This window comes from Dokdonia sp. Hel_I_53 (genome assembly GCF_007827465.1).
GTDB lineage: Bacteria > Bacteroidota > Bacteroidia > Flavobacteriales > Flavobacteriaceae > Dokdonia.
In genome coordinates this window covers 672,175-697,733 of the sequence record NZ_VISL01000001.1, presented here as the reverse complement: position 1 = coordinate 697,733, position 25,559 = coordinate 672,175, and the positions used below count along the sequence as shown (strand labels likewise).

The window sequence follows — 25,559 nt, the reverse complement described above, 5'->3', positions numbered from 1 at the left end:
AAATAAATACCCCTTTATCGCCTAATGCTGAATGTAAAAATACTACCACCTTCTGGGTTTGAGGATACAGAAATTTCACCCCCTAAAGCATTTACAAGTTTTTTTACAGTTGCAAGGCCCATGCCTGATCCCTTATTACCAAATCTATCCTTTGTTCCAGTTGTCTTGAAAAGCTCAAAAATGAGCTCTCTCTTATTTTCTGGAATACCCACTCCATTATCTGCTAAAGTTATGATAAAGTGCTTATGATCAGTTTGCGAGGAAATTTTTACTGTGGGATTTGGATCATTGTTATACTTTATTGCATTATCTACTAGGTTAGTAATAATTTGTTCTACTGCTACCTTGGATATATTTGTAAGGTTCATATTATTTATAAGCTCTATGCTTACATCATTAGCTTGGTGCAGGTGTTTGACATCTTCTACAATCTCTTTTAAAGTTGTATTTTCTTTATTATCTATTAATTCGTCTGACTTATAATAAGCAAGTAAACCGTCTATGTAATTGCGCATTGACTTAGCAGATGTGTCCAAATGTTTTAAGTACATATGTAAATCAGTACCTTCTTCTTGAGGAAAATCTTCTCTTACTAAGTTAAGGAGACCCTCCATACTAACAAGCGGCGATTTAAGATCATGAGCAACGAGCCTGGAAAAATCTTCTAGGCGCGTGTTACGCTTTTCAAGCTCTTCTTGTATTGCGATAAGGTCATTGTTTTTACGATGCGCTTCAAATAGTAATACGACTTGTTTTGCTAGGTCGCGTAAAGCATCTTTTTGTTCTTCAGATAGAACTCTTGGTTTGTGATCATACACACATAAAGTTCCTAATGCATATCCTTCTGGATTACGCAAAGGGACACCCGCATAAAATATCGCCTTAAACTCCTCCACTAGAGGATTATTTTTAAATCGATCATCTAATCTGGCATCTTCAACAACAAATATGGGTTCTTTAGTTAAAATAGCGTGACTACAAAAAGAAATGTTTCTTGGAGATTCTGTTATATCTACTCCAATTCTAGACTTCAAAAAGTTTCTGTCTGCATCAAGTAGCGTAACTAAAGAGATAGGAGTATTACATATTTGAGCAGCAAGTCTCGTTGCTGTATCATAGGCTTCTTCAGGAAGCGTGTCTAATAAATTATAAGATTTAAGTACCTCAAGTCTTTGAGATTCACCTATGGGTTTTTCCGCTTCAATCACGTGTTTAGAATTTTGTATAAATGTAATTGAAGCTTAAGCGGCCCTACAAGAAATTATGATAATATTGGCTATGTACGAGAGTGGTTTAAAAACTTTCAAAAGCACCAAGTCCAAAAAGAGCAAAATCATATTTAACAGGATCCAAAGGGTCCATCCTTCGCAATGCAGTATCTAATTCTGAAACTGTCTTACCATCATTTTGAGTGCGTTTTATAAGTTTTAACTTTCGGGCGACATTACTGGTGTGTATGTCCAGAGGACAAGAAAGCGCAGCTGGAGGAATACTTTTCCATATTCCAAAGTCAACTCCATGTTTTGAATATCGTACCATCCACCTCAAAAACATATTAATTCTTTTCGCAGCGCTATTCTTCAATGGATCACTCACGTGTTTCTGTGTGCGCTGCAAGTGTTGCACCTCAAAAAAAATTTTCTTAAAGGCAGATATTGATGTTTGAAGACTATCTCCTGCGAGACCCTTAGCAAAAACATTTTCTAAGCCGCCGTGATTGTTATAAATGTGTTGTAATCCTCTTACAAATGTCTCTAGGTCAATACTGTTAAATGTTCTATGTACAAATCCATCAAACAAATGAGACTGATCTAAAGTATAATGTTTAATAAAATCATGTGGAGAATTCCCCATGATAGTCATTAATTTTTTTGCGTTTGTGATGATACTTTTTCTATTTCCCCAGGCGATAGTTGCTGTGAGAAAACCAGCTATTTCTATATCCTCTTTTTTAACAAACATATGCGGGATTTGAATAGGATCGTGTGGTATGAAATCTAAAGTTTCGTACTGTACTGCTTTTTCATCAAGAAACGATTTGAGTTCTTTCTTATTCATCCTTATTTAATGGAAGTGATTACGCTTTCGCGAAAGCGAACAGCTATTGTTACTCTACAAATTTTCCATCTACCATAGTAAGCTTACGATCTGCCATGTTAGCAAGATCTTCGTTATGAGTCACAATGATTAAGGTTTGATTAAACTCGTCCCGAAGCTTGAAAAATAAGTTATGAAGGTGCTCTGCACTCTCTGTATCTAAATTACCAGATGGCTCATCTGCTAGAATAAGAACTGGATTGTTTACAAGTGCCCTTGCGACTGCTACACGTTGTTGTTCGCCCCCAGAGAGAGAATTCGGTTTGTGATGATAACGATGCGATAGCCCTAAGAAGTCTAGCAGCTCTTTAGCTCTTTTTTCAGTGGGATTCTTATCTTTTTTTGCAATATATGCGGGAATACACACATTTTCAAGTGCTGTAAATTCGGGTAAAAGTTGGTGAAATTGAAAGATAAAACCAATGTGCTCATTTCTAAAAGCACTAAGTTCTTTAGATTTAAGGCCACTTATGATAATATCATTGATTTTAATCTCAGTTTCTTCTGTCTGGTCTGGATGATCAAGGGTTCCTACAATTTGAAGTAGTGTTGTCTTACCAGCACCACTTGGTCCTACAATAGATACAATCTCTCCTTTTTCTACATTTAGCGTTACATCTTTTAGTACTTGTAACTCGCCAAAAGTTTTGGATATATGCTGGACACTTACCATGCTGTGGATTTTATGTGTGAAGCTACCATAATTTTATATGTAGTCATAAAGTTATGTCGTCTTTTTAAATACAGATTTAATGTTATTGTAATCTATAAAGTAGGTCACTCTCAAGGATAGCGTATGTTGTACAGGCTGATCAAATAAATTATTTAAACTATCCACATAATCTAGATTAGAAAGCTGATCACTATTAAAAATTTGGTTTCTATAAAGCAATGAGGCTTCGCTACCTGGAGCAAATCTCCACCTAAAGCTTACATCTAAATTCCAAATATTAAAGTTAGTATTAGGGTTAGTCTGTGTTTCAAGATCATACTCTGTGATGCTGCGTGTGCCATCGTCATTAAGCAAGTAAAAAATGTTTTTACTATAATCTGCAGTACTCCAAAAATTACGAAACCTAAGGTTGATCGCCTTAAATGGATCGAAATTGTAGGATAGATTTGCAGAGTTCTCAATGGAAGTGATCCCCCGTAGACCTAAAAAGACGTTGGTGCCATCTGTGTCTATAAAACCAAAATTATTCTTTCTCAAGTTATATCCAGATTCTAGTACAACTAGCATTTTATCACTAAAGCGGTAGCGAGGTGAAAAATTAAATGCATAATTATTTTGATCCTCATCATCTTCAAAAAATGTTCGAGTAGCTAACCTAACATCTACTGCAAATTTTTTCCTATAATCAGATGATAAAAACATATTCGCACCAGCACTTGCGTTAAAAACAACAAATCTCCCTGCTACTCTAGGTTCAAAGTAATCATTTTCCTTACTTCCGTAATCAAGACCAAAACCAAATGCAAGTCTAGATTTTAAAACAAAAAAACTATTCAGATCTATTCCTGTTCCAGTATGCACATCAGGGCTATATAGCCTTCTGTGTCTTGCAGTAACACTATATCTATATTTATTAAATATGTCAGTAGGTTCAAAAATTTCGTAGGAAGCCCCAACTACAAAGCTGTTAAAGTTATTCCTAAAATTAAGACCCAAATCATTAATATCAAAAGTAGTATTTGCAAAATCATGACCTGCGCGATACCTGAACTTCCCTTTGGTTTTGAAAAAATCAACCTCTGTTCTTAACCCCGTAAATGTTCCATCAGTGTGAGATACGTTACTTACAACGGCACGACCTGAGGTTCTGTAACTGTTACTCTTATTTGCAATATCAAAAGCTAATCCAGTGACATTAGCGTCTCTAAATTTACTTCCGCTGCGGGTTACATTTGTATTAATGACAGAGAGCGAGGAGTTTTGATTGAATTGTTGATCTAACACAAACACATTATAATTTGTGAGTGGTTCTATTAAGACATCTCTTTTGTTTTTACTTATCGTATCTGTAACTTCTGCATAAGTAGCTTCCGTAATTGAATTTAAAAATCCAATTCCTAAATTTTCTTTTGTACGTCCAGAAATTTTTACTGAATTAAGTAAGTTTACTTTAGAAGGATTGATGTTAATGATCTCGTCTGTTCCTAAATCATTAACAGCTCCTGAGGGTGCGCTTCCTATTCTTCTTGAGAAGAAAACGCCTCCTTTTCTAAAAAGATCGATACCCTCTGTAAAGAACGATCTATTCTCACTGAATGTTTGCTCAAAAGGACCTAGATTCAAGCGTACATTATCAAAAGCAGCCTGACCAAAATCAGGAATAAGTTGTGCGTCAAGGGTAAAGCTATCACTTAGCCCATATTTAACATCTAATCCACCAGATACTTGAGTAATAGTTTCTCCGTCAAAGGCGGTATAAGATGCTTGAGCAAAAGGAAAAAAAGTTAGCCTTACAGGAGGGTCAATATCTTTTACTCCTATAATCTTTGCATTGTATTGTGTTGATCTACCAACAGACTTATCAACTCTATTAAATGTATGGGTTTCGTTTTGCCTTATAAGTCGTCTGTAAAAATTAATACTCCAATCTTGCACATCTAATTCAGGAAAACGCAAGGCGTTATAAGGAATTTTAAATTCAGCGTACCATCCTTTATCGTCCTTAGAAACTCTTGTTTCGAATACTACATCAAATGCAAAATCTTCATTATTTGAGGAAACTTGTGAATCCCCAAAAGCTCCTGCGCTAGTTGCAAAAAAACGCGTCTCATTAATACCATCATTATAGGTATTTAGTCCTATAGCAATAAAATCTGCTTGAACATTTATGTCATCCCTTTGTCCAAATTGACTAGGAATAGCATCTGGTTGATCGTCATACATAAAAGCTGCAACATAAACAGCTTTATCATCATAGGCAATCTTAAATTCAGTTTGAGTTTCTTTTGGAGCCAGACCTTCGTTGCTAGGTTCAAGCATATAAAAGTCTGTATAGACAGGAAGTTCATTCCAGATTTTGTCTGTTAGTACCCCATCTATTTTAGGAGGTGTACTTATTCTGGTTGCAGTGACAATCTTATCTTGAGCGATTGTAAAAATTGGAAAGAATCCAATAAGGATAAAAAACAGGAAATTGCGAGGCATAAAAAATAAATCTTCACAAAGCTATAAGAATTGATACCTTAAATTCTTAATAAGAAGTTAAAAGGATTTATAAAATTGTTTAATAATAAGTATATTTGATTAGACAAAAATACTAACAATGCCATATAGAACATTTGAGGAGTATAATATTGAAGTTACTGATGAAGTTAAAAGTAACTTTTCATCCATTATAGAAAGTTTAGGAGAAGATACTTCTAGAGATGGCATTTTAAAAACACCAGAACGGGCAGCAAAAGCAATGCAATTTCTCACTTCTGGTTATGATATGGATCCTGCAGCAATCCTTAAAGGAGCTATGTTCAAGGAAGATTATGATGATATGGTCATAGTCAAGAATATTGAACTATATTCACTCTGCGAGCACCATATGTTACCTTTCTTTGGAAAGGCTCACATAGCTTATATTCCTAACGGCCATATTGTAGGTTTAAGTAAGCTACCTAGAATTGTAGATGTTTATGCAAGAAGACTTCAAGTTCAAGAGCGTCTTACTCACGATATTCTAGAATGCATTAATACAACGCTCATGCCTAAGGGAGTGGCCGTAGTAATAGAAGCATCTCACATGTGTATGATGATGAGAGGTGTTCAAAAACAAAATTCAACAACCACAACTTCAGGTTTTAGAGGGCAGTTTGAGAAAATTGAAACACGTAATGAATTTCTTAAATTAATTTCTTCTTCTCTAGATTAATTTTTGGATTGTTTTTTGCATAGGTAAATGTATTATATTTAAAACACATCTATGAATCAACAATTAAGTAAATATAAACTTTTAGTTTTAGGACTTCTAATAGACGCAGTTGGGGTGGTAACTTCTAGCTGGGTTTTGCCTGGAATAGGAGATTTTGCAGATATCGCATGGGCACCAATAAGCGCTTGGCTTATGACAAAAATGTATAAAGGAACTGCTGGAAAAGTAGCGGGAGTTATAACCTTCGTAGAGGAATTAATACCGTTTGTAGACATTGTTCCTTCCTTTACTCTTATGTGGTTATATACTTTTGTTTTTAAAGATTCAAAAGTCGGAGAGAAGCTGGAGAATCGTCTTCAATAAGTATTCCTGCTTTCGCGAAATAAAAATCTCATTTGTTTGACACTAAAACTACAAAATACCTGAGTAATATTAAATTAGTTCAATACATGGTAAAATAAGTTTAGATCATAATATTTTCAAAATAATTATTTTTTTTACGAATACAATAATTTCTAAATAATCGTTTTTTATTTTAAATAACTGTATTTAAGTATTTTGTAATTATTATTAAAATCACTTCATTATAATTTTCTAAAAAAAAAAAATGAAAATTTCATATTCTTAATAAATGATCTAAATTTATGAGAAATTTATAAGGATATTCCCCATGTCAAACACCCACTACATAAGCAGTGAATTATTAAACCTTGAAAAAATTTCTTCTATAATAAATGATCAAAAAAAAATTGCCCTGAGTGAAGAAAGTCGTCATAATATAAATTCTTCAAGAGCTTATTTAGATAAAAAAATTACAGAAAGTACAAAACCAGTGTATGGAGTAAATACAGGTTTTGGTAGTTTATGCAATGTAGCGATAAGTGATAATAATCTTACACTACTTCAAGAAAATCTTGTGCGTTCTCATGCATGTGGTACAGGAACTTATGTGCCCAAAGAGATTGTAAAGCTCATGATTTTATTAAAAATCCAATCATTGAGTTACGGGCATAGTGGTGTGCACTTAGATACAGTACAGCGACTTATTGATTTCTACAATCTAGACATACTGCCAGTAATTTATGAACAGGGTTCATTAGGTGCTAGTGGAGATTTAGCTCCATTAGCGCATCTTGCACTTCCATTAATTAATGAGGGACAAGTATGGGACGGTGATATGCCAGTATCTGCGCAAGTATATTTACAAAAATTTAATTTTAAACCTATTCATTTAAAATCTAAGGAAGGACTAGCGTTATTAAATGGAACACAGTTTATGACCGCGTATGGTGTGTTTTCCTTACTTAAGTCCCATAAATTATCTTATTTATCAGATGTGATAGGAGCAATATCCCTAGATGCGTTTGATTGTAACTTGTCGCCATTTGATCCTTTAGTTCATTTTGTCCGTCCACATACTGGTCAAATTAAGACTGCAGAGCGTGTGATGTCTCTACTTAACTCTAGTGAAATTGCTGCAACAGAAAAAACCAATGTACAAGACCCATATTCATTTAGATGCATACCTCAAGTACATGGAGCAACTAAGGACGTGATACAGTTTGTAACTAAAACATTTAAAACAGAAATAAATAGTGTCACAGATAACCCTAATATTTTTCCGCATGAAGATAGAATCATAAGCGGTGGTAATTTTCATGGTCAACCACTAGCACTTGGGTTAGATTTTTTAGCCGTGGCTATGGCAGAGTTAGGGAGTATAAGTGAGCGTAGGGTGTACCAACTTATTAGTGGTTTGAGGGGGCTTCCGCCGTTTTTAGTAGACAGTCCAGGCTTAAATAGTGGAATGATGATTCCGCAATACACCGCTGCCTCTATTGTAAGTCAAAATAAACAGTTATGTACTCCATCCAGTGTTGATTCTATTGTTTCGTCAAATGGACAAGAAGATCATGTAAGTATGGGGGCAAACGCAGCTACAAAGCTTCTTAAAGTTGTAGATAACATTGAAACTCTATTGTCAATAGAATTACTCAATGCCACGCAAGCACTTCATTTTAGGCTTCCTTTAAAGACAGCCTCATTTCTAGAGTCGTTTGTTAAAGGTTATAGAGAAAATGTAGCTTACGTAACTCATGATCGCATTTTTTCTAATGATATACAAAAAGGAAAGGATTATTTAAAAAATATAGCTATAGATCCCCAAGAATTGTATTAAAGGAGTATGTGTTTTTTTATCCATTTTTTTGCATCAGATATAGAATGAAAGACTTCTAAGGGTTGAGCAACAAATTGTTTTTCAATAATAGCGTTAGTTTTCATAATTTTTACTTCTGTAACAATTGCAATTGCCCTTAAAATATCTTTACTAGCCACATACATATAGACTGTAGGGTCTATTGCATAGGAGTTCACTCTATGAGAAATATATCCATAGGGCTTATTTTTAAAATGAGCAGTTAGAGTAGATGAAATCTGTTTAAATTTTTCTAAATCAAGTGTAACCCCTTCGTTAATTACACCTATAGCAATATCCTTTTCAACTTTTAAAGTTCCAAAAGAAAATTTGATTATTGAATTATTCAATTAATAGTATTTTGGTGAGTAGTAAGTACTTGGTTTAAATCAGTAGTTTCTCAGTAATTTATTAAGCTTCTGAGAGTACGCTATTTTTAAAATCAATCGCACTTTCAATATTGTCAAAAGCAGCAAAAGGCTTGTTAAAAAATAATTTTTCTACAGCTAGCGTATCAGTAGTTTCATCTTTTGGGTCTACAACTACAAAACCTTTAAGATTTCTAATGTTTGAGGTTTTTAAATATATTGTTGGGTCGACAGAGTAGGAGTTTATTCTATAAGTTATATACACGAAGCTTCTATCTTTAAAAAAAGTCTCAGCGAGTTCAATTAAGATATCATTGTACTCTGGCAAAACAGTAATCCCTTCATTCATAGTAATAAAAATGTAATCATCATAGATTGACAATTTACAAAAGGGATATGTTGCCTTGTGTCTAATAGGGGTTGACATAAGGGTTGTATTTTACAATTATTTGTATATGAAAGATACAAGATTAAATCAATTCAAGGAATACAACAAGACTTAATTATTTTAAAATTTTAAATAAAAAAAGCCCCTAGTAATAATTAGTAATACTAGGGGCTTTAGGATTAAAATATAAATTTATGATTCTGTGGCTTCTGCCTTTTTTATAGAGATAGTAAGATCATCATTATTCTCATCCAAATCCATAAAAATAGTATCGCCTTCTTTTAATTTTGAGGTTATAATTTCCTCTGCAAGTGCATCCTCGATATATTTTTGGATAGCTCTTTTAAGTGGTCTTGCTCCATATTCTTTATCAAAACCTTTTTCAGAAATATAATCTTTTGCTTTATCGCTTAGCGTTAAATCATATCCTAAACCTTTGATTCGCTTATATAATTTTTCAAGTTCTATATCAATAATCTTATGTATATCCTCTCGCTCTAAAGCATTAAAGACCACTACATCGTCAATTCGGTTTAAAAATTCTGGTGCAAAAGCTTTTTTGAGAGCGTTTTGTATTACACTACGAGTATTTTCATCTACTTGTGTTTTACGTGATGCAGTACCAAAACCAACACCTTGCCCAAAATCTTTGAGTTTTCTAGCACCGATATTCGACGTCATTATTATTACTGTATTTCTAAAATCAATTTTCCGACCTAGAGAATCAGTAAGAAATCCATCATCAAGAACTTGAAGTAGCATATTAAATACGTCTGGGTGCGCTTTTTCAATTTCGTCTAATAATACTACAGAGTACGGCTTACGTCTTACCTTTTCAGTTAATTGACCACCTTCTTCATAACCCACGTATCCCGGAGGAGCACCTACAAGACGAGATATTGAGAATTTCTCCATGTACTCGCTCATATCTATCCTTATAAGGGCATCTTGATTGTCAAAAAGCTCTTTTGCAAGCACTTTTGCTAACTGAGTTTTTCCCACACCTGTTTGCCCTAAGAATATAAAAGAACCGATGGGTTTATTAGGATCTTTGAGTCCAGCTCGGTTGCGTTGTATTGCTTTTGTAACTTTAGCTACAGCTTCATTTTGACCAATAACGTTTCTTTGGATGATAGCAGGAAGTTCTGCAAGTTTATTGCTCTCAGTTTGTGCAATGCGATTTACAGGGATGCCTGTCATCATACTCACAACATCGGCTACATTATCTTCAGATACGATTTCTTTGTGCAGCTTAGCATCTTCCTCCCATCTTTCTTGTGCAATGGCAAGTTCCTTTTCAAGATTTTTTTCATCATCTCTCAATTTGGCTGCCTCTTCGTATTTCTGCTTTTTTACCACGGAGGTTTTAAGCTCGCGTACCTCTTCTAGTTTGTTCTCTAGTTCCAAGATTTTTTTCGGAACATCAATATTAGTGATATGCACACGTGAACCTGCTTCATCTAATGCATCTATAGCTTTATCTGGAAGAAATCGATCTGTCATGTATCTATTAGTGAGCTTAACACAAGCTTCTAATGCCTCGTCTGTGTAAGATACATTATGGTGTTCTTCATATTTACCTTTGATATTTTGTAATATCTCAATAGTTTCTTCTACACTCGTCGGCTCAACAATGACTTTTTGAAAACGACGCTCTAATGCTCCGTCTTTTTCGATATGTTGACGAAATTCATCTAGAGTAGTAGCACCTACACATTGAATTTCACCTCTAGCCAACGCAGGTTTGAACATATTAGAGGCGTCTAAAGAGCCTGTTGCCCCTCCAGCACCTACGATAGTATGAATTTCATCGATAAAAAGGATAATATCATCATTCTTTTCTAACTCATTCATCACTGCTTTCATACGTTCTTCAAATTGCCCTCGATATTTTGTACCAGCAACCAGACTCGCTAGATCAAGTGTAACAACTCTTTTATCAAAAAGTATACGAGACACCTTTCGCTGCACGATACGTAAAGCTAGTCCTTCTGCAATAGCAGATTTACCTACACCTGGTTCTCCTATGAGTAAAGGATTATTTTTTTTACGTCTACTTAAAATTTGTGAAACACGTTCGATCTCTGCAGATCTTCCTACTACAGGGTCTAGTTTCCCTTCATCTGCCATAGCCGTTAGATCTCTACCAAAATTATCGAGAACAGGTGTTTTACTTTTTTTATTACCCTTTGGTGTTGTAGGACTATTGAAAGGGTTTTCTTTTGAACCTTCGGCACCATCATCTGTATCATCAGAGTATGATTCGGATTTAATTGGTTCTATATAATCATCATTATCATTTGCCATCATATGCTTAAACTGGTCTTTTACATTATCATAATCTACCTTAAGGCGATTAAGCAGTTTTGTTGTAGGGTCGTTTTCATTCCTTAGCACACAGAGTAAAAGATGTGCTGTATTTATAGAAGAACTTTGAAAAAGCTTAGCTTCTAGAAAAGTAGTTTTCAAGGCACGTTCAGCCTGCCTTGTCAAATGCAGGTTCTTTTTATCGTTGCTCTGTAAAGTAATGTTAGGATTAGCCGGACTTAAAATCTCTACTTTACGTCTAAGGTGTTCTAAGTCTACTTCTAAAGCTCCTAAAATATCGATCGCTTTACCACTACCATCACGCAATAGCCCTAGTAATAAATGCTCTGTTCCTATAAAATCGTGACCTAATCTTAAAGCCTCTTCTTTGCTGTATGCGATTACATCCTTTACTCTTGGCGAAAAATTATCATCCATATCTTCTGCGTTCGTTCTATTGTAAATTTAAGTAAAACAGATTCAAAAACCATTCCGCTTACTATTCTAGTGTCAATTTACAGAAATACCTGACACTCTGCCCGTGCTTTAACAAGGTAGTTATCAAAAAAACCTGTTAAATATTGTTGATAAATAGTACGCTTTCGCGAAAGCGAAAAGTCTATAAACACCTATAAATTCTGTACATTGCTTGTTAGAAGTATTTAGAATAAATAGAAGTAAAATCTAATCAATTTATATATGGCTGACGGAGAAAAGCTGATCCCGATTAACATTGAAGATGAAATGAAATCTGCTTACATCGATTACTCGATGTCTGTAATTGTATCTCGAGCACTACCAGATGTGCGTGATGGTTTAAAACCAGTGCATAGACGAGTACTTTATGGAATGCATGAACTTGGAATACGAGCTAGTGGAGCCCATAAAAAAAGTGCAAGAATTGTAGGAGAGGTATTAGGAAAGTATCACCCACATGGTGATACATCTGTATACGATGCTATGGTGCGTATGGCTCAAGAATGGAGTTTACGTTATATGCTTATTGATGGTCAAGGTAACTTTGGGTCTGTAGATGGGGATAGCCCTGCTGCTATGCGTTATACAGAGGCTCGTATGCGTAAGATATCTGAAGACATGCTTGCAGATATAGATAAAGATACAGTTGATCATCAATTAAATTTTGATGATACTTTAAAGGAACCTACAGTTCTTCCTACAAGAGTACCAGGACTTCTAATTAATGGTGCTTCTGGAATTGCAGTAGGTATGGCAACAAATATGCCACCGCATAACTTATCAGAGGTAATTGATGGTATACATGCTTATATAGATAACAATGAGGTTACCGTAGATGAGCTCATGGAGCATGTAAAGGCTCCAGATTTTCCAACGGGTGGAACAATCTATGGATACGATGGAGTGCGTGAAGCTTTTAAAACAGGTCGCGGTCGTGTTGTGATGCGTGCAAAAGCAGAGTTTGAAGAAGTGAAAGGTCGTGAGTGTATTATTGTGACTGAAATACCATATCAGGTAAATAAAGCTGATATGATTAAGAAGACAGCAGATATGATTAACGAAAAGAAGATCGAAGGGATTTCTGCTATTCGTGATGAATCTGACCGAAACGGAATGCGTATCGTTTATGTACTTAAGCGTGATGGTATTCCTAATATTGTACTCAATAAACTATATAAATATACCGCACTTCAATCTTCTTTTAGTGTTAATAATATTGCATTAGTAAATGGTCGTCCAGAAATGTTGAATCTAAAAGATATGATTCATCATTTTGTAGAGCATCGCCATATTGTAGTAGTCCGTCGTACGAAGTATGAGCTAAAGAAAGCAGAAGACCGTGCACATATACTAGAAGGTCTAATTATCGCTTCAGATAATATAGACGAAGTGATTGCTATTATTCGCGCAAGTTCTAACGCAGATGAGGCAAGACAAAACCTAATTGAGCGTTTTAAGCTTTCTGAGATACAAGCAAAAGCAATTGTCGAAATGCGTTTAAGACAACTTACAGGCTTAGAACAAGATAAGCTTCGTAACGAGTATGATGAGATCATGAAGACTATAGAGGATCTAAAAGATATTCTAGCCAAGAAGGAACGTCGTATGCAAATTATACGTGATGAACTGCAAGAGATTAAAGATAAATATGGTGACGAGCGCCGCTCGAGAATTGAATATGCAGGAGGTGATGTGAGTATCACAGATCTCATTCCTGATGAAAAAGTGGTAATTACAATATCAAACGCAGGCTATGTAAAAAGAACTTCGCTCACCGAGTATAAGACACAAAATAGGGGTGGAGTTGGTACTAAGGCTTCAACGACTCGTAATGAAGACTTTTTAGAGCATCTATTTGTAGGAACAAATCATCAATATATGCTTTTCTTTACTCAAAAAGGAAAGTGTTTCTGGATGCGTGTTTTTGAAATACCAGAGGGTAGTAAGACTTCAAAAGGTAGAGCTATACAAAATCTAATCAATATTGAGCAAGATGATGATGTGAAAGCTTTTGTTTGTACGGGAGACTTAAAGGATGAAGATTATATTAACAATCACTATATTATCATGGCCACTAAGAAAGGTCAAGTTAAGAAAACTGCCCTTGAACAATATTCTAGACCTCGTACTAACGGTATTAATGCTATAACCATTAAGGATGATGATGAACTTCTTTCAGCAAAGCTTACAACAGGAGAAAGCCAAGTGATGCTTGCTCTTAAATCAGGAAAAGCAATTAGGTTTGAGGAAAGCAAAACAAGACCTATGGGTAGAAATGCTTCTGGTGTTCGTGGCATAACTCTTGCAAGTGATAATGATGAAGTAGTTGGTATGGTTTCTGTAAACGATACAGAAAGCAATATTCTCGTCGTTTCTGAAAAAGGATATGGTAAACGTAGTAGTCTCGAAGATTATCGCATTACTAACCGAGGAGGAAAAGGCGTTAAAACTATTTCTGTCACGGAGAAAACCGGTGAGCTAGTTGCTATAAAAAATGTTACTGACGAAGATGATTTAATGATCATCAATAAATCAGGGATTGCTATACGTATGGAAGTATCATCATTAAGAGTGATGGGGCGTGCCACTCAAGGAGTACGACTCATAAACTTAAAAGGTAATGATAGTATAGCAGCAGTGGCAAAGGTGAAGAGTGACGAAGACGATATTGATGAAGATGACTTAGAAGGAAATCCAGATTCAAGTCAAAATTCAACCCCAACTAAAAATTCTTCTGAAGAAGAGGAGTAGAAAGAATTAGGGTTGGATAATTTTAAGTAATTTTGCAACCCTTAATTTTTTAATTAAATATTCAAAATGAGAACTAAATTTTTATTTACAATAGCACTTGCTGCTTCATCCGTGGTATTTGCACAAAAAAAAGAAGTAAAAGCTATAGAGAAGGCTATCAAATCTGGAAGTTATGGAGAAGCAAAAACACTGCTAGCTCCAGCAGCAGCCTTAGAGTCTGAAATGGATGATAAAACAAAAGAAAAGTTTACTCTTTTAAAAGCTCAAGCATATCTTGGAGTAAACAATAAAAATGAAGCTGATCTTGAGAAAGCAGCCATTGCCTTTTCAAGTCTGAAAGGCACTAAATATGATGACGATGCGACACAAGGTTTGTCTAGTGTTGTTACTTCTTTAGTTAATGGCGCTGTAGATGATCAAAATCAAGAAAATTACTCTAATGCAGCAACAAAACTTGAAAAGGCTTACGATTACAGTAAAAAAGATACTGTGTACCTCTATTTTGCCGCTTCAAATGCGATAAATGCAAAAGATTATGACACAGCTTTGAAAAACTACATCCAGCTCCGTGATTTAAATTATTCTGGTAGCGAATTACAATATTTTGCAACTAATGCTGATACAGGAGAAGAGGAACTTATTTCTAACAAGAATGAGCGTGACCTTTTAATAATGTCAAAAACGCACATCAATCCAACAGAACGTCTTTCAGAACCAAAAAGTGCAGAAATCACAAAAAACATTGCTCTAATTTATGTATCACAGGGTAAGAATGATGATGCGCTTAATGCGATGGCTTTAGCACGTAGAGAAAATCCAAATGATTTAGCATTATTACGATCTGAGGCTGATATTTATCTAAAAATGAAGCGAATGGATAAATATGAGGAAACTATTACAGAGGTTTTAAAAATGGACCCTAATAATGCAGAACTGTATTATAATCTAGGAGTAGGAGCAGATCAACAAGGCAATAAAGAAAAGGCTAGAAAATACTACGAAAAAGCCATCGAGATTAAAGGGGACTATGCAGCAGCCTATAACAATCTTGCAGTACTCATATTATCTGAAGAAAGAGCCATTGTAGATCAAATGAATAGTTTAGGAACTTCAAACGCTGATTTTAAAAAGTATGACGAGCTTAAACTAAAACGAGAAGGTATATATAAAAGTGCACTGCCATATTTAGAGAAAGCTTTAGAGTTTAGATCTGATTATATTGCTGTTGCTCGTTCTTTGTACGGAATTTATGAGCAGTTAGGTATGACTTCAAAAGCAGACGCGATGAAAGCTCGCATTGAAACTTTAGAAGCAAATTAAAATTTACACTTTTCACTAGTCCTAAATAATCTTACAGAGTAATTATTTAGGACTAGTCATTTTAACACTTTAAAAAAACCGCTTCATATATGAAAGCGGTTTTTTTAAATGATTTTTTTAATGACTCTTAGTTTGTGTGTATGACTTCGAGTATGTGGATTATAGATTCCTGAATGGTCCAACCGATCTATGCGTACTTCGCCATGTGCGTGAATGATGTAATTATTTTCCATTATAATGCCCACATGCGTGATTAAACCCTCAGCATTGTCAAAAAAAGCAAGATCTCCAGGTTCACTTTCCTCAATAAAACTTAGGGCTTCACCTTGACTAGCTTGCTGAGAAGCATCGCGTTTCAAAAAATATCCATTTAAGCGGTACACCATTTGTGTAAAACCACTGCAGTCTATCCCAAAGATCGTTCTTCCTCCCCATAGATATGGAGACTTCATATACAGCAGCGCTGTTTCTATGAGATGTTTTTTTTGTTTTTTATCGCTTTGAAAATCCCCGTCATAGGTTGCTTTAAGTATATTTAAATTTCCTACAGAGGCACCTAGTACAATCGTTAAAAGTTCCTTTTTGTTAGTTGTTACAAATTGAACAGGATCAGTTACAAGTTGAAGAGGTTTTGCTTTCGCGAAAGCGTATTCATCTTCTGTAATTTCTATATATTGTTTATTGTCAATCCAACCCTCATATTTATCATGGGAAAGCTTTACTCTACTCCAATTTTTGCGCAACTCTACAACTTTAAAATGCTCTCCATAAAGAACTTGGTTTACAAGTTCACTGCGGTCAGAGGGTTCTGCACGCATAGGGACAATACTGAGCTGGCAAATACCGTAGCGCATACGTTTGAAGTTATCTAAAAAATCTAGTTATTATTTTTAATAACCATTGCTGATGCACCACCACCACCATTACAAATAGCAGCAGCTCCTAATGTTCCATTATTTTGTTTCAAGACATTAATTAATGTAATTAATATACGTACCCCGCTACATCCAAGCGGATGTCCAAGAGAAACGGCTCCACCATTTACATTTACATTGCTATCTTCAAGTCCAAGTATCTTCATATTAGCAAGTCCTACAACCGAAAATGCTTCATTAAATTCAAAAAAGTCTATTTGATCTTGAGTTACATTTGCTTTTGATAGTGCTTTTGGAAGTGCTTTTGAAGGAGCAGTAGTAAACCACTCAGGCTCTTGTGCTGCATCTGCGTAACTTTCTATAGTACATAATGGAGTTAAGTTAAGCGCTTTTGCTTTTTCTTCACTCATCACAATCACTGCACCTGCACCATCATTAATGGTAGAAGCATTTGCAGCCGTTACTGTCCCGTCTTTAGAAAAGGCAGCACGGAGTGCTGGTATTTTTTCCATCTTGACATTTCTGTACTCTTCATCTTTATCGATTATAAGTGCATCTCCTCTTCTTTGTGGTACAGGTACAGGAACTACTTCGTTGTCAAATTTTCCAGCTCCCCATGCTGCTGCACTTCGTTTATAAGATTGTATAGCGTATGCATCTTGCTCTTCTCGTGAAAAATCATATTTAACTGCGCAGGCATCTGCACATACCCCCATTGCATTACCATCATACGCATCTACTAGACCATCTTTTTGCATACCATCAATCATTGTTTGAGGACCAAACTTATGACCATTACGAAGGTGTACATAATGCGGTATTAAACTCATGTTTTCCATGCCTCCAGCAACTACAACGTCTGCATCCCCTAGAAGCACAGACTGTGCAGCCATCATTACTGATTTCATTCCAGATGCACAAACTTTATTTACTGTAGTACAAGGAACAGTATCAGGAATTCCAGCACCTAGAGCTGCTTGTCTAGCTGGAGCTTGACCAACACCCGCCTGAACAACATTACCCATATAAACTTCATCCACTTGAGAAGGGGAGAGGTTTATTTTATCTAAAGCTCCTTTAATGGCTATAGAACCTAATTTTGTTGCAGTTACTGAGGATAGCGAACCCATGAAACTTCCAATAGGTGTACGAACTGCAGATACTATTACTACTTTTTTATTCATGATAATGTTTGTTTTATAACATAGAAAACGTTGTCGCGAATGTAAGAAATTTTCTTAGAAACACTCGTCTTAAGACTAGGGATAAAGGTTATTTTCAACCCATAATTATTTAGTACTTTAGCTTAAGGTATTTATATATATGCGCACAATAACATTAACATTTTACAAGTATCAGGACTTAATTTATAAGCTCTTACTAATTATAGTTTGCGCAGGTCTTATTGTCTATTTTTTTCCTAAAAGTGGAAAGTTTCAATATGAAATTGAAAAAGGTTTCCCTTGGCAATATGAAAATTTGTATGCAGATGAGGATTTTGCAATTCTTAAAAGTAATGAAGTTCTCTCTGCAGAGCGGAATAAGATAGAATCGCAATCTGCAGTATACTTTACCTATAATCAAGAGGTCGTCGAGAAAATTTATAGTACCTATGACTCTAATTTTTCTAAAGTTTTTGGTGATACGTTAGCTTCAAAATCAAAACTAAGGAAATTAAAAAAATATGGATTCAACTTATTAAGAGATATTTATAAGAGCGGTGTTATAAAAAATAAACCACTATACGATGAAAGTAAACTTGTTTTTCTTAAAAAAGGAAATACAGTTTCAGAAATCACTTTAAGTGAATTATATATTCTAAGTGATATTACAGCAAAACTTACGTCTAAGATTAATGAGGGAGATTACAGAGATTATAAAAATCAATATTTACAGCTTTATTTTGACGGCTTAGAGGCTAACGTATCATTAGATGAAGAACTTACAGAACAATCATTACAAGAAGAGCTAAATCAAATGTCTAAAACTAGAGGTGTGGTACCTAAGGGTAGTCTTATAATCTCTAGAGGTGAATTAGTAGAAGGGGAAGCATTACAAAAAGTTTTATCTCTTAAAACAAAATACGAATCACAAAATTTTAGTGATTTAAGATACAACTGGGTTTTATTTGGATATATTTTGTTAGTGTTACTTGCATTAATAATGATGTTGTTATTTATTAGAACCTATCGTCCTGAGGTATTTGCTAATAATACAAAAATTACTTTTATATTTTTTAATATTCTTTTAATGGTTTTATTGACTACTGCAGTGGTCAAATTGCGTCCAGAGTATATCTATGCGGTACCATTATGTATACTTCCGCTCGTAATCAAAGCCTTTTTTGATGCTAGAATGGGATTATTTACTCATGTAATTGCAATACTATTGTTGGGATTTATAGTTCCTAATAGTTTTGAATATTTCTTTTTACAAGTGATAGCGGGAATCGTTACAATATTAACGGTTCCTGAATTATACAAACGAGCAAATCTATTCATATCTGTAGGTCAGATTACTTCCATTTATATTTTGGCTTATTTTGCATTTAATATTGTCAATGAAGGAGGGACTGATGGGTTAGCCCTAGAAGAGTTTGGTATGTTTATGTTAGCCGGTCTTGCTACATTGTTTGTTCAACCTCTTATTTATATTTATGAAAAGGTTTTTGGTTTAGTAAGCGATGTTTCCCTTTTGGAGTTATCTGATACAAATTCTAAATTACTAAAAAAGCTAGCAGATAAAGCTCCAGGAACTTTCCACCACAGTTTGAATGTTGCAAATTTATCTGAAGCTGCTGCAAATGAAATTGGAGCAAATGCCATGTTAGTTAGAGTTGGGGCTCTTTATCATGATATAGGGAAAATGCAAAATCCTACAGATTTTACAGAAAATCAAGCAACAGGAGTAAATAGTCATGATGATTTATCGCCAGTAGAGAGTGCTCGTATCATTATTGATCATGTGATCACTGGTATAGAACTTGCCCGGAAATATAATCTTCCAGACCGTGTAATAGATTTTATTAGAACACATCATGGCACAAGTACCGTCCAGTATTTTTACATGAAAGCAAAGGAAGAAGATGAAGACGTGAGTATCAAAAAATTTCAATACCCAGGTCCTTTGCCATTTAGTAAAGAAACTGCTATTTTGATGATGGCAGATAGCGTTGAAGCTGCTTCAAAAAGTCTTAAAAATCCGACATCCACACTCATTGATGCGTTTGTAGAAAAGATTATTAAAAAGCAAATGAATGAAGGTCAATTTCTTAATGCAAATATTACATTTAAAGAAATACAGCAGATTAAAAAGGTTCTCAAAAAGAAACTTAATAACATCTATCACTTAAGAATAGAATACCCTGAGTAGTATAAATATATTTATTTAGGCAGATATACGCTTTCGGGAATGCGTATATCCAATCTAATTTTATTACAACCTATTGATTTTCTTAATCTAAATTACCTCAGTGGTGGATAAGCTACTGGATTCACTTCATGCATCATTTGGTATATTTTTTCAAATATGTCGTCCATCGATGGTTTTGAAAAATAATCTCCATCAGTTCCATAAGCAGGTCTATGAGAATTTGCTGTTAGCGTCTCAGGTTTGCTATCAAGATATTGATATGCATTTTGTTTATTAAGCACTTGATCAAGTAGAAAAGCACTTGCTCCTCCAGGCATATCCTCGTCTACAACTATAAAGCGATTAGTCTTTTTAATACTCTCAACAACTTTATGTTCTAAATCAAAAGGCAATAAAGATTGCGCATCAATCACTTCAATATTGATACCAACAGTCATTAACTCTTTTGCGACATCCATTACAATACGTAAAGTACTTCCATAAGATAAAACCGTGATATCAGTTCCTTCTTTAATAATTTCTACAACGCCGATAGGTGTTTTAAACTCACCGATGTTAGATGGAAGGTTTTCTTTTAGCCTATATCCATTTAGACATTCTACCACAACCGCTGGCTCATCACTTTCAAGAAGCGTATTATAAAAACCAGCTGCTTTCATCATATTACGAGGGGTAAGTATGTACATCCCTCTTAGTAAATTAATGAGAGCGCCCATTTGAGATCCGCTGTGCCAGATTCCTTCTAATCTATGTCCTCTAGTTCTAACAATAAGTGGCGCTTTTTGTTTGCCGTGAGTTCTATACCTCAAAGATGCTAGATCATCACTTAGTATTTGAACTGCATATAAGATATAATCAAGGTATTGTATTTCTGCAATAGGTCTTAGACCTCTCATAGCCATCCCAATCCCTTGTCCTATGATAGTTGCTTCACGTATGCCAGTATCTGCAACTCGAAGTTCACCATATTTTTCTTGCATCCCTTCAAGACCTTGGTTAACATCACCTATAGTTCCAGCATCTTCGCCAAAGATTAATACGTTAGGTATTTTATCAAAGAGCACATCAAAATTGTCTCTTAGAATCACGCGGCCATCTACTAGATTTTCTTCAGTGTACTCTGGTTTAACTTCTTTAATCGAAGTAGCTGCAGATGTTGTTTCATTATAAAGGTGTGCACTATAATTAGGCTGCGTTTTTGTTATATACTCATTTACCCATTGTAGAAGTTGTTCTCGTTCTGTGCTTTGCTCGCCTATAGTGTATCTAAGGACTTTGCGACTTACACTTAGTATGTCTGACTTAAGAGGTTCTTTATTTTCAAGGAGTTGATCATAAAGAGGTGAGATGAAACTGCTATTGGGACTATTATTACTAATAGAACTCAGTAAATCTAAAACTCTGCCTTTTTCTTCACGCATAGGTTGTAAAAATGCTTCCCAAGCCGCTTTTTTACCATCCCTTACTTTTTTCTTAAGTTCCTTTTCAAGATCACTTAATTCTTCATCTGTAGCCAGTCCTTGTTCTATAAGCCAATCTCTAAATTTTACGTTACAATCGTTTTCTCTTTCCCATTGTAACCTCTCTTGATTTTTATAACGCTCATGAGATCCAGATGTAGAGTGGCCTTGTGGTTGAGTAAGTTCAACCACGTGTACAAGAACGGGTACATGTTCTTCTCTTGCAATTTTTCCAGCTTTTTCATATGCATCAACAAGAGCTGGATAATCCCATCCATTAACTTTTATAATCTCATAACCTTGATCCTGATCATCTCTTTGGAACCCAGCGAGAATCTTAGAAATATCCTCCTTAGTAGTTTGATGTTTTGCATGCACGGAAATACCATACTCATCATCCCAAACACTAATAACCATAGGAACTTGAAGAACTCCAGCGGCATTTATAGTTTCAAAAAATAATCCTTCACTTGTACTTGCATTTCCTATCGTTCCCCAAGCCACTTCATTCCCCTTATTTGAGAAATTTTTGCTATCTGTAGTTTCTACTTCTCTAAATATTTTTGAAGCTTGCGCAAGACCTAATAGTCTTGGCATCTGCCCAGCTGTAGGTGAAATGTCAGAGCTAGAGTTTTTTTGTGACAAAAGATTTTTCCAGTTACCATCTGGATCCAAGCTATGTGTAGCAAAGTGTCCGCCCATTTGCTTTCCTGCACTCATCGGGTCAAACGCTATATCTGTATGCGCATATAAACCAGCAAAAAATTCTTCTATGGATAGGTGGTCTATTGCCATCATAAAGGTCTGGTCTCTATAATAACCAGATCTAAAATCACCTTTTTTAAAAGCACGAGCCCAAGCTAATTGTGGGAGTTCTTTTCCATCACCAAATATTCCAAATTTGGCTTTTCCAGTCAGAACTTCTCTTCTTCCTAAGAGACTGCACTCACGGCTAGTTACTGCAATTCTATAATCTTCGATTACAGATGCTTTAAAATCTTCGTACGATAGTGCTGCTTGGCTTTTTGGTTTTGTAGACATAGATGTAAATGATCAATGCGTAAAAATAAAGAAAAGTAACCCAAATTGCAATCACAACTACTGTTAAACACTTGTCAATTTGGTATCAAAAATCCAGTAAATCAAATTATAATTTAATAAAAACATTGAAATCAACTTATTGTTGCGGATTTATTAAATCAAAACAGATGGAATAGATAGACAATTAATACCACTTGCGAGAGAAAAGTCCTATAAGTGTATTAATTCCTATTTGAACTTTAAATCTAATTTTTTGATCATAATTCTTATCTGCAACTTCCCAACCAAGGTTTGAGTATATAGGAAAAAATAATTCAAAATAGTCATCTAATAGACTAACTTGTATACCAGAGTCAAAAACTACTTGCCCATCAAAGCCATTATTTTTAACTAAACCAACGTCTCCATAACCATAAAAGTATTTCCAAATAGTTGTACTTGCGTTTAACGTAACTAGATATTGATTTGCAAAGGCTGGTTGTAGCTGAGATTTAAATCCCCCTTCGGCAATAATTATTTGTTGAGAGAACAGGCCACTATCTTCAGACCTCCCATAGTAATTATAATCAAAAAGATAATCTGTTGGTCTATCTAATGCAAAACTAAAAAAATCACCATCTGCAATCGTATTATTATAAGTAAAAAAACCTCCAAAGGCTCTTAGGTTCAACTGTCTATTGTTTAAAAACAAACGTCTATAAAATGCAGTTACTGATGCTTTACCAAAGTTCTTTGCAAACTGCAAATCTGCACTCCAGTTTAAAGTATTAATAATCCCAGGATTTGATCTTGAGTACCGCAAATTGAGTACATCATAATTAGGAGTTTCTAATGGAACAAGAGGGTCTTCTTCTCTTTGAACACTTATATATCTTGCAGATGCACTTTGCCTTTTGTCTGCTCTTAAATTTGAGGTTCTAAAACTAAAATTTATAAAAGGCGTAACTCGGTCATAACGTAAATTAGGGGCATATGAAAATGTAGAACCAGAAATCCCATATCTCATTGCATAAAGACCTTGATTTTGAAAATCATGCCTGTAAGAGATAGAAGCACTTCCTAATAATTTTTTAGAATTTAAACCAAACTGTGGTTCAAGCTTAAAGTCTAAGGATTTTCTAAGTAGCGTTTTATTGTATATTTTAAAACCTGGTGCAAAGCCATCGTATATGTTGTATTCAAATACAGGCATAACAAACAACTGATGTTTTGATGGGTTTTCAATATCCTGAAGAAGTTTGAATTGAATAGGTTTATCTATGTTTAATAATGTTCCTGGCTTTTCAAAATTATTTCTCAAGTTTGATTCTGGAACTACCTCTTCGTAGTTAAGAATAAATTGATCAACTGTAGCCTTGTCATACGACAGAAAGGCGTTTTTTTGAGATCCATCGATCCATCGTTTTGATACGAGACTATCATTTTTAAAAGCAAAGACGGGTATAGGGCTTGTTCTCCTATTTTTGTTGCGAATATTAACAATAATAGAATCTCCTTTTACAACACTTTTTTTAATCGAGTAATCTATACGCTTGTTTGACGTCAGGTAATCCTCAAAAAACCAATCAACATTCTTTGAAGTGTTGGCTCTCAAAAGAGTTTCAAAATTTGAAGAGGTCGTAGGAGTATTTCCATTATTTTTAAAGTATTCTTTAATGACTTTACCTACAGTATTATCACCTAAATAGTCGTTAAGATAATTTAATCCTACGCCGCTTTTATAAGAAAATCCTATATTCTTATTATACTTAATAAGCTTATCATACGGCGTGTCAAGAGGCTGCTCTAAGTTGAGACGCGAAATATGATTATGAAGTATGGTAAATTGATCGTTAAACTCTAATTCTGAAGCATAAAACTGTCTTATAAGCCAAAATCTATCAAAGTCACCTACAATTTTTAAATCTGGATAGAACGTATCCATGTATTCTTGCAATAGAAAGACTTTAATTCCATCAATAAGCCATCTGTCGTTCCTTGGGTCTACTAATAGCGTATTATTTACATAATTATTAATAGTTGTTTTAAGAATTTCAACTTCATATTTAAAGCCATCTGGAAAAGGACTTATAAAATCAGGAAGTTCATTGAGACCATAGACAGGTTGTTCTTTGTAGTCTAAATTTGTGACTAATATTTTAGAAAACGGGTAGTCACCTAAGTTTGTATTTAGAAAACCTGCAATGCGGTCTGCGATAAGCTCACGTATGGGACGGTCAATTTTGTAATCATGTAAATTCGACACAATAGTTACGTGGTCTGTTTTTACCTCATCGTAGTTTGATTCTTTAAGTAGGAAAATTTTAGCATCAGTTCTTTGTTTTCCAGTGAGTGTAGTTACTTTGTCTCTTATCGCATTACCTTCATTTATAATTTCTTTATCTAGATCGGTAATAAGAGTATATTCTTCAGGTATTGAAAAGCTTATTTTTAGATCTGTTTGCGGGAAGTAACGGTCATTAAGGTTTTTATTACTATAATACACCCAGTCGTTCTCATAAGCGGCAGGTGTTATAAACCAATACCTAAGATTATAATCTCCATTTTTAGTTATACCGTAATCGGTAAATTTTGCGTCTGGTAAAACCACTGTATAATTAAGAACTAGTTGTATGCTTTGTCCTGGAAGGGCTGGTTCTGTGAGTTCAATTTTTAGAATATCTGGATATTTCTCTGGGCGGGAGTAGGCGAGAGCAATGTTGTTGGATAGGATACTTGAAACCTTAGTTTCACCACGATCTTCATCTTTGGCAAGATGAAACTTCTTCTCATAATACTCAGCAAATCGGGTTGCTAAGGGAGTTGTTTTACTAGAAAAACTGTGTGCCCAATCTGTTAAGTAAACCTCATTCCAAGTATTTTGAGAAGTGTTGCGCAAAACAATGTTTTGCTCTATAACTATAGATTTTTTGTCATCTAATAGTTGTGCTTTAATAGAGGTCTCATGTTGTGCGTTTATGGCAACCGAGAAAGCTATTATGGATAAGAAACGTAAAGTTAGTTGGAATTTTTTTTGCACAAGTGAGAGCCTAAA

At 34.8% G+C, this 25,559-nt stretch carries 17 protein-coding genes; 6 read left to right on the top strand and 11 right to left on the bottom strand.

The window, feature by feature from the left end; genetic code table 11:
• Nucleotides 1-14: 14 nt before the first annotated feature.
• From OD90_RS02980 to OD90_RS02965, 4 genes are all read right to left on the bottom strand, one after another.
• Nucleotides 15-1,208 (bottom strand): sensor histidine kinase, encoded by a 1,194-nt coding sequence (locus OD90_RS02980; protein WP_144666365.1) that lies wholly within the window; start codon nucleotides 1,206-1,208, stop codon nucleotides 15-17.
• 85 nt (nucleotides 1,209-1,293) lie between these two features.
• Nucleotides 1,294-2,058: a TIGR02757 family protein gene (locus OD90_RS02975; protein ID WP_144666362.1), complete on the bottom strand. Its 765-nt coding sequence runs from the start codon at nucleotides 2,056-2,058 to the stop codon at nucleotides 1,294-1,296.
• 49 nt (nucleotides 2,059-2,107) lie between these two features.
• Nucleotides 2,108-2,770: an ABC transporter ATP-binding protein gene (locus OD90_RS02970; RefSeq protein ID WP_144666359.1), complete on the bottom strand. Its 663-nt coding sequence runs from the start codon at nucleotides 2,768-2,770 to the stop codon at nucleotides 2,108-2,110.
• Nucleotides 2,771-2,821: 51 nt separating this feature from the next.
• Complete coding sequence (locus OD90_RS02965) at nucleotides 2,822-5,254, bottom strand: DUF5916 domain-containing protein (RefSeq protein ID WP_144666356.1); 2,433 nt, start codon at nucleotides 5,252-5,254, stop codon at nucleotides 2,822-2,824.
• Nucleotides 5,255-5,372: 118 nt separating this feature from the next.
• Between OD90_RS02965 and folE the strand changes: the two genes are divergently transcribed.
• The 3 genes from folE (at nucleotide 5,373) to hutH (ending at nucleotide 8,148) form a co-directional block, all read left to right on the top strand.
• Complete coding sequence (gene folE, locus OD90_RS02960; RefSeq protein ID WP_144666353.1) at nucleotides 5,373-5,969, top strand: GTP cyclohydrolase I FolE; 597 nt, start codon at nucleotides 5,373-5,375, stop codon at nucleotides 5,967-5,969.
• 51 nt (nucleotides 5,970-6,020) lie between these two features.
• Nucleotides 6,021-6,332 (top strand): hypothetical protein, encoded by a 312-nt coding sequence (locus OD90_RS02955; RefSeq protein ID WP_144666351.1) that lies wholly within the window; start codon nucleotides 6,021-6,023, stop codon nucleotides 6,330-6,332.
• A gap of 307 nt (nucleotides 6,333-6,639) precedes the next feature.
• Complete coding sequence (gene hutH, locus OD90_RS02950; RefSeq protein ID WP_144666348.1) at nucleotides 6,640-8,148, top strand: histidine ammonia-lyase; 1,509 nt, start codon at nucleotides 6,640-6,642, stop codon at nucleotides 8,146-8,148.
• Here hutH and OD90_RS02945 read toward each other — a convergent pair.
• The 3 genes from OD90_RS02945 to OD90_RS02935 all read right to left on the bottom strand — a co-directional run bounded on the left by OD90_RS02945 (nucleotide 8,145) and on the right by OD90_RS02935 (nucleotide 11,667).
• Nucleotides 8,145-8,516: a hypothetical protein gene (locus OD90_RS02945; RefSeq protein ID WP_144666345.1), complete on the bottom strand. Its 372-nt coding sequence runs from the start codon at nucleotides 8,514-8,516 to the stop codon at nucleotides 8,145-8,147. The two genes, hutH and OD90_RS02945, sit on opposite strands and share 4 nt — an antisense overlap.
• 61 nt (nucleotides 8,517-8,577) lie before the next feature.
• A complete protein-coding gene (locus OD90_RS02940) occupies nucleotides 8,578-8,961 on the bottom strand; it encodes a hypothetical protein (protein ID WP_144666342.1) in 384 nt (127 codons plus the stop codon).
• Nucleotides 8,962-9,114: 153 nt separating this feature from the next.
• Nucleotides 9,115-11,667 (bottom strand): ATP-dependent Clp protease ATP-binding subunit, encoded by a 2,553-nt coding sequence (locus tag OD90_RS02935; RefSeq protein WP_144666339.1) that lies wholly within the window; start codon nucleotides 11,665-11,667, stop codon nucleotides 9,115-9,117.
• A gap of 261 nt (nucleotides 11,668-11,928) precedes the next feature.
• Between OD90_RS02935 and gyrA the strand changes: the two genes are divergently transcribed.
• Together gyrA and OD90_RS02925 are read left to right on the top strand one after the other, a co-directional pair.
• The gene (gene gyrA, locus OD90_RS02930) at nucleotides 11,929-14,457 is read left to right on the top strand and encodes a DNA gyrase subunit A (RefSeq protein ID WP_144666336.1); all 2,529 of its coding nucleotides are present in this window, start codon (nucleotides 11,929-11,931) and stop codon (nucleotides 14,455-14,457) included.
• Between the two features lie 66 nt (nucleotides 14,458-14,523).
• Nucleotides 14,524-15,777 (top strand): tetratricopeptide repeat protein, encoded by a 1,254-nt coding sequence (locus tag OD90_RS02925; protein ID WP_144666333.1) that lies wholly within the window; start codon nucleotides 14,524-14,526, stop codon nucleotides 15,775-15,777.
• A 104-nt stretch (nucleotides 15,778-15,881) separates the two neighbouring features.
• Here the strand turns inward: OD90_RS02925 and OD90_RS02920 are convergent, their stop codons facing one another.
• Both OD90_RS02920 and OD90_RS02915 read right to left on the bottom strand, forming a co-directional pair.
• A complete protein-coding gene (locus tag OD90_RS02920; protein ID WP_144666329.1) occupies nucleotides 15,882-16,631 on the bottom strand; it encodes a C40 family peptidase in 750 nt (249 codons plus the stop codon).
• A 23-nt stretch (nucleotides 16,632-16,654) separates the two neighbouring features.
• Nucleotides 16,655-17,836, bottom strand: coding sequence for an acetyl-CoA C-acyltransferase (locus tag OD90_RS02915; RefSeq protein ID WP_144666326.1), 1,182 nt, complete (start codon nucleotides 17,834-17,836; stop codon nucleotides 16,655-16,657).
• A 139-nt stretch (nucleotides 17,837-17,975) separates the two neighbouring features.
• Here OD90_RS02915 and OD90_RS02910 point away from each other — a divergent pair, with 139 nt between their 5' ends.
• A complete protein-coding gene (locus OD90_RS02910) occupies nucleotides 17,976-20,024 on the top strand; it encodes an HD family phosphohydrolase (RefSeq protein WP_144666323.1) in 2,049 nt (682 codons plus the stop codon).
• A gap of 92 nt (nucleotides 20,025-20,116) precedes the next feature.
• Here OD90_RS02910 and OD90_RS02905 read toward each other — a convergent pair whose 3' ends face one another.
• Nucleotides 20,117-22,525, bottom strand: a complete 2,409-nt coding sequence (locus OD90_RS02905) for a thiamine pyrophosphate-dependent enzyme (protein WP_144666320.1) — start codon at nucleotides 22,523-22,525, stop codon at nucleotides 20,117-20,119.
• Nucleotides 22,526-22,709: 184 nt separating this feature from the next.
• Nucleotides 22,710-25,544, bottom strand: coding sequence for a M1 family metallopeptidase (locus OD90_RS02900; RefSeq protein ID WP_144666317.1), 2,835 nt, complete (start codon nucleotides 25,542-25,544; stop codon nucleotides 22,710-22,712).
• Nucleotides 25,545-25,559 lie beyond the last annotated feature (15 nt).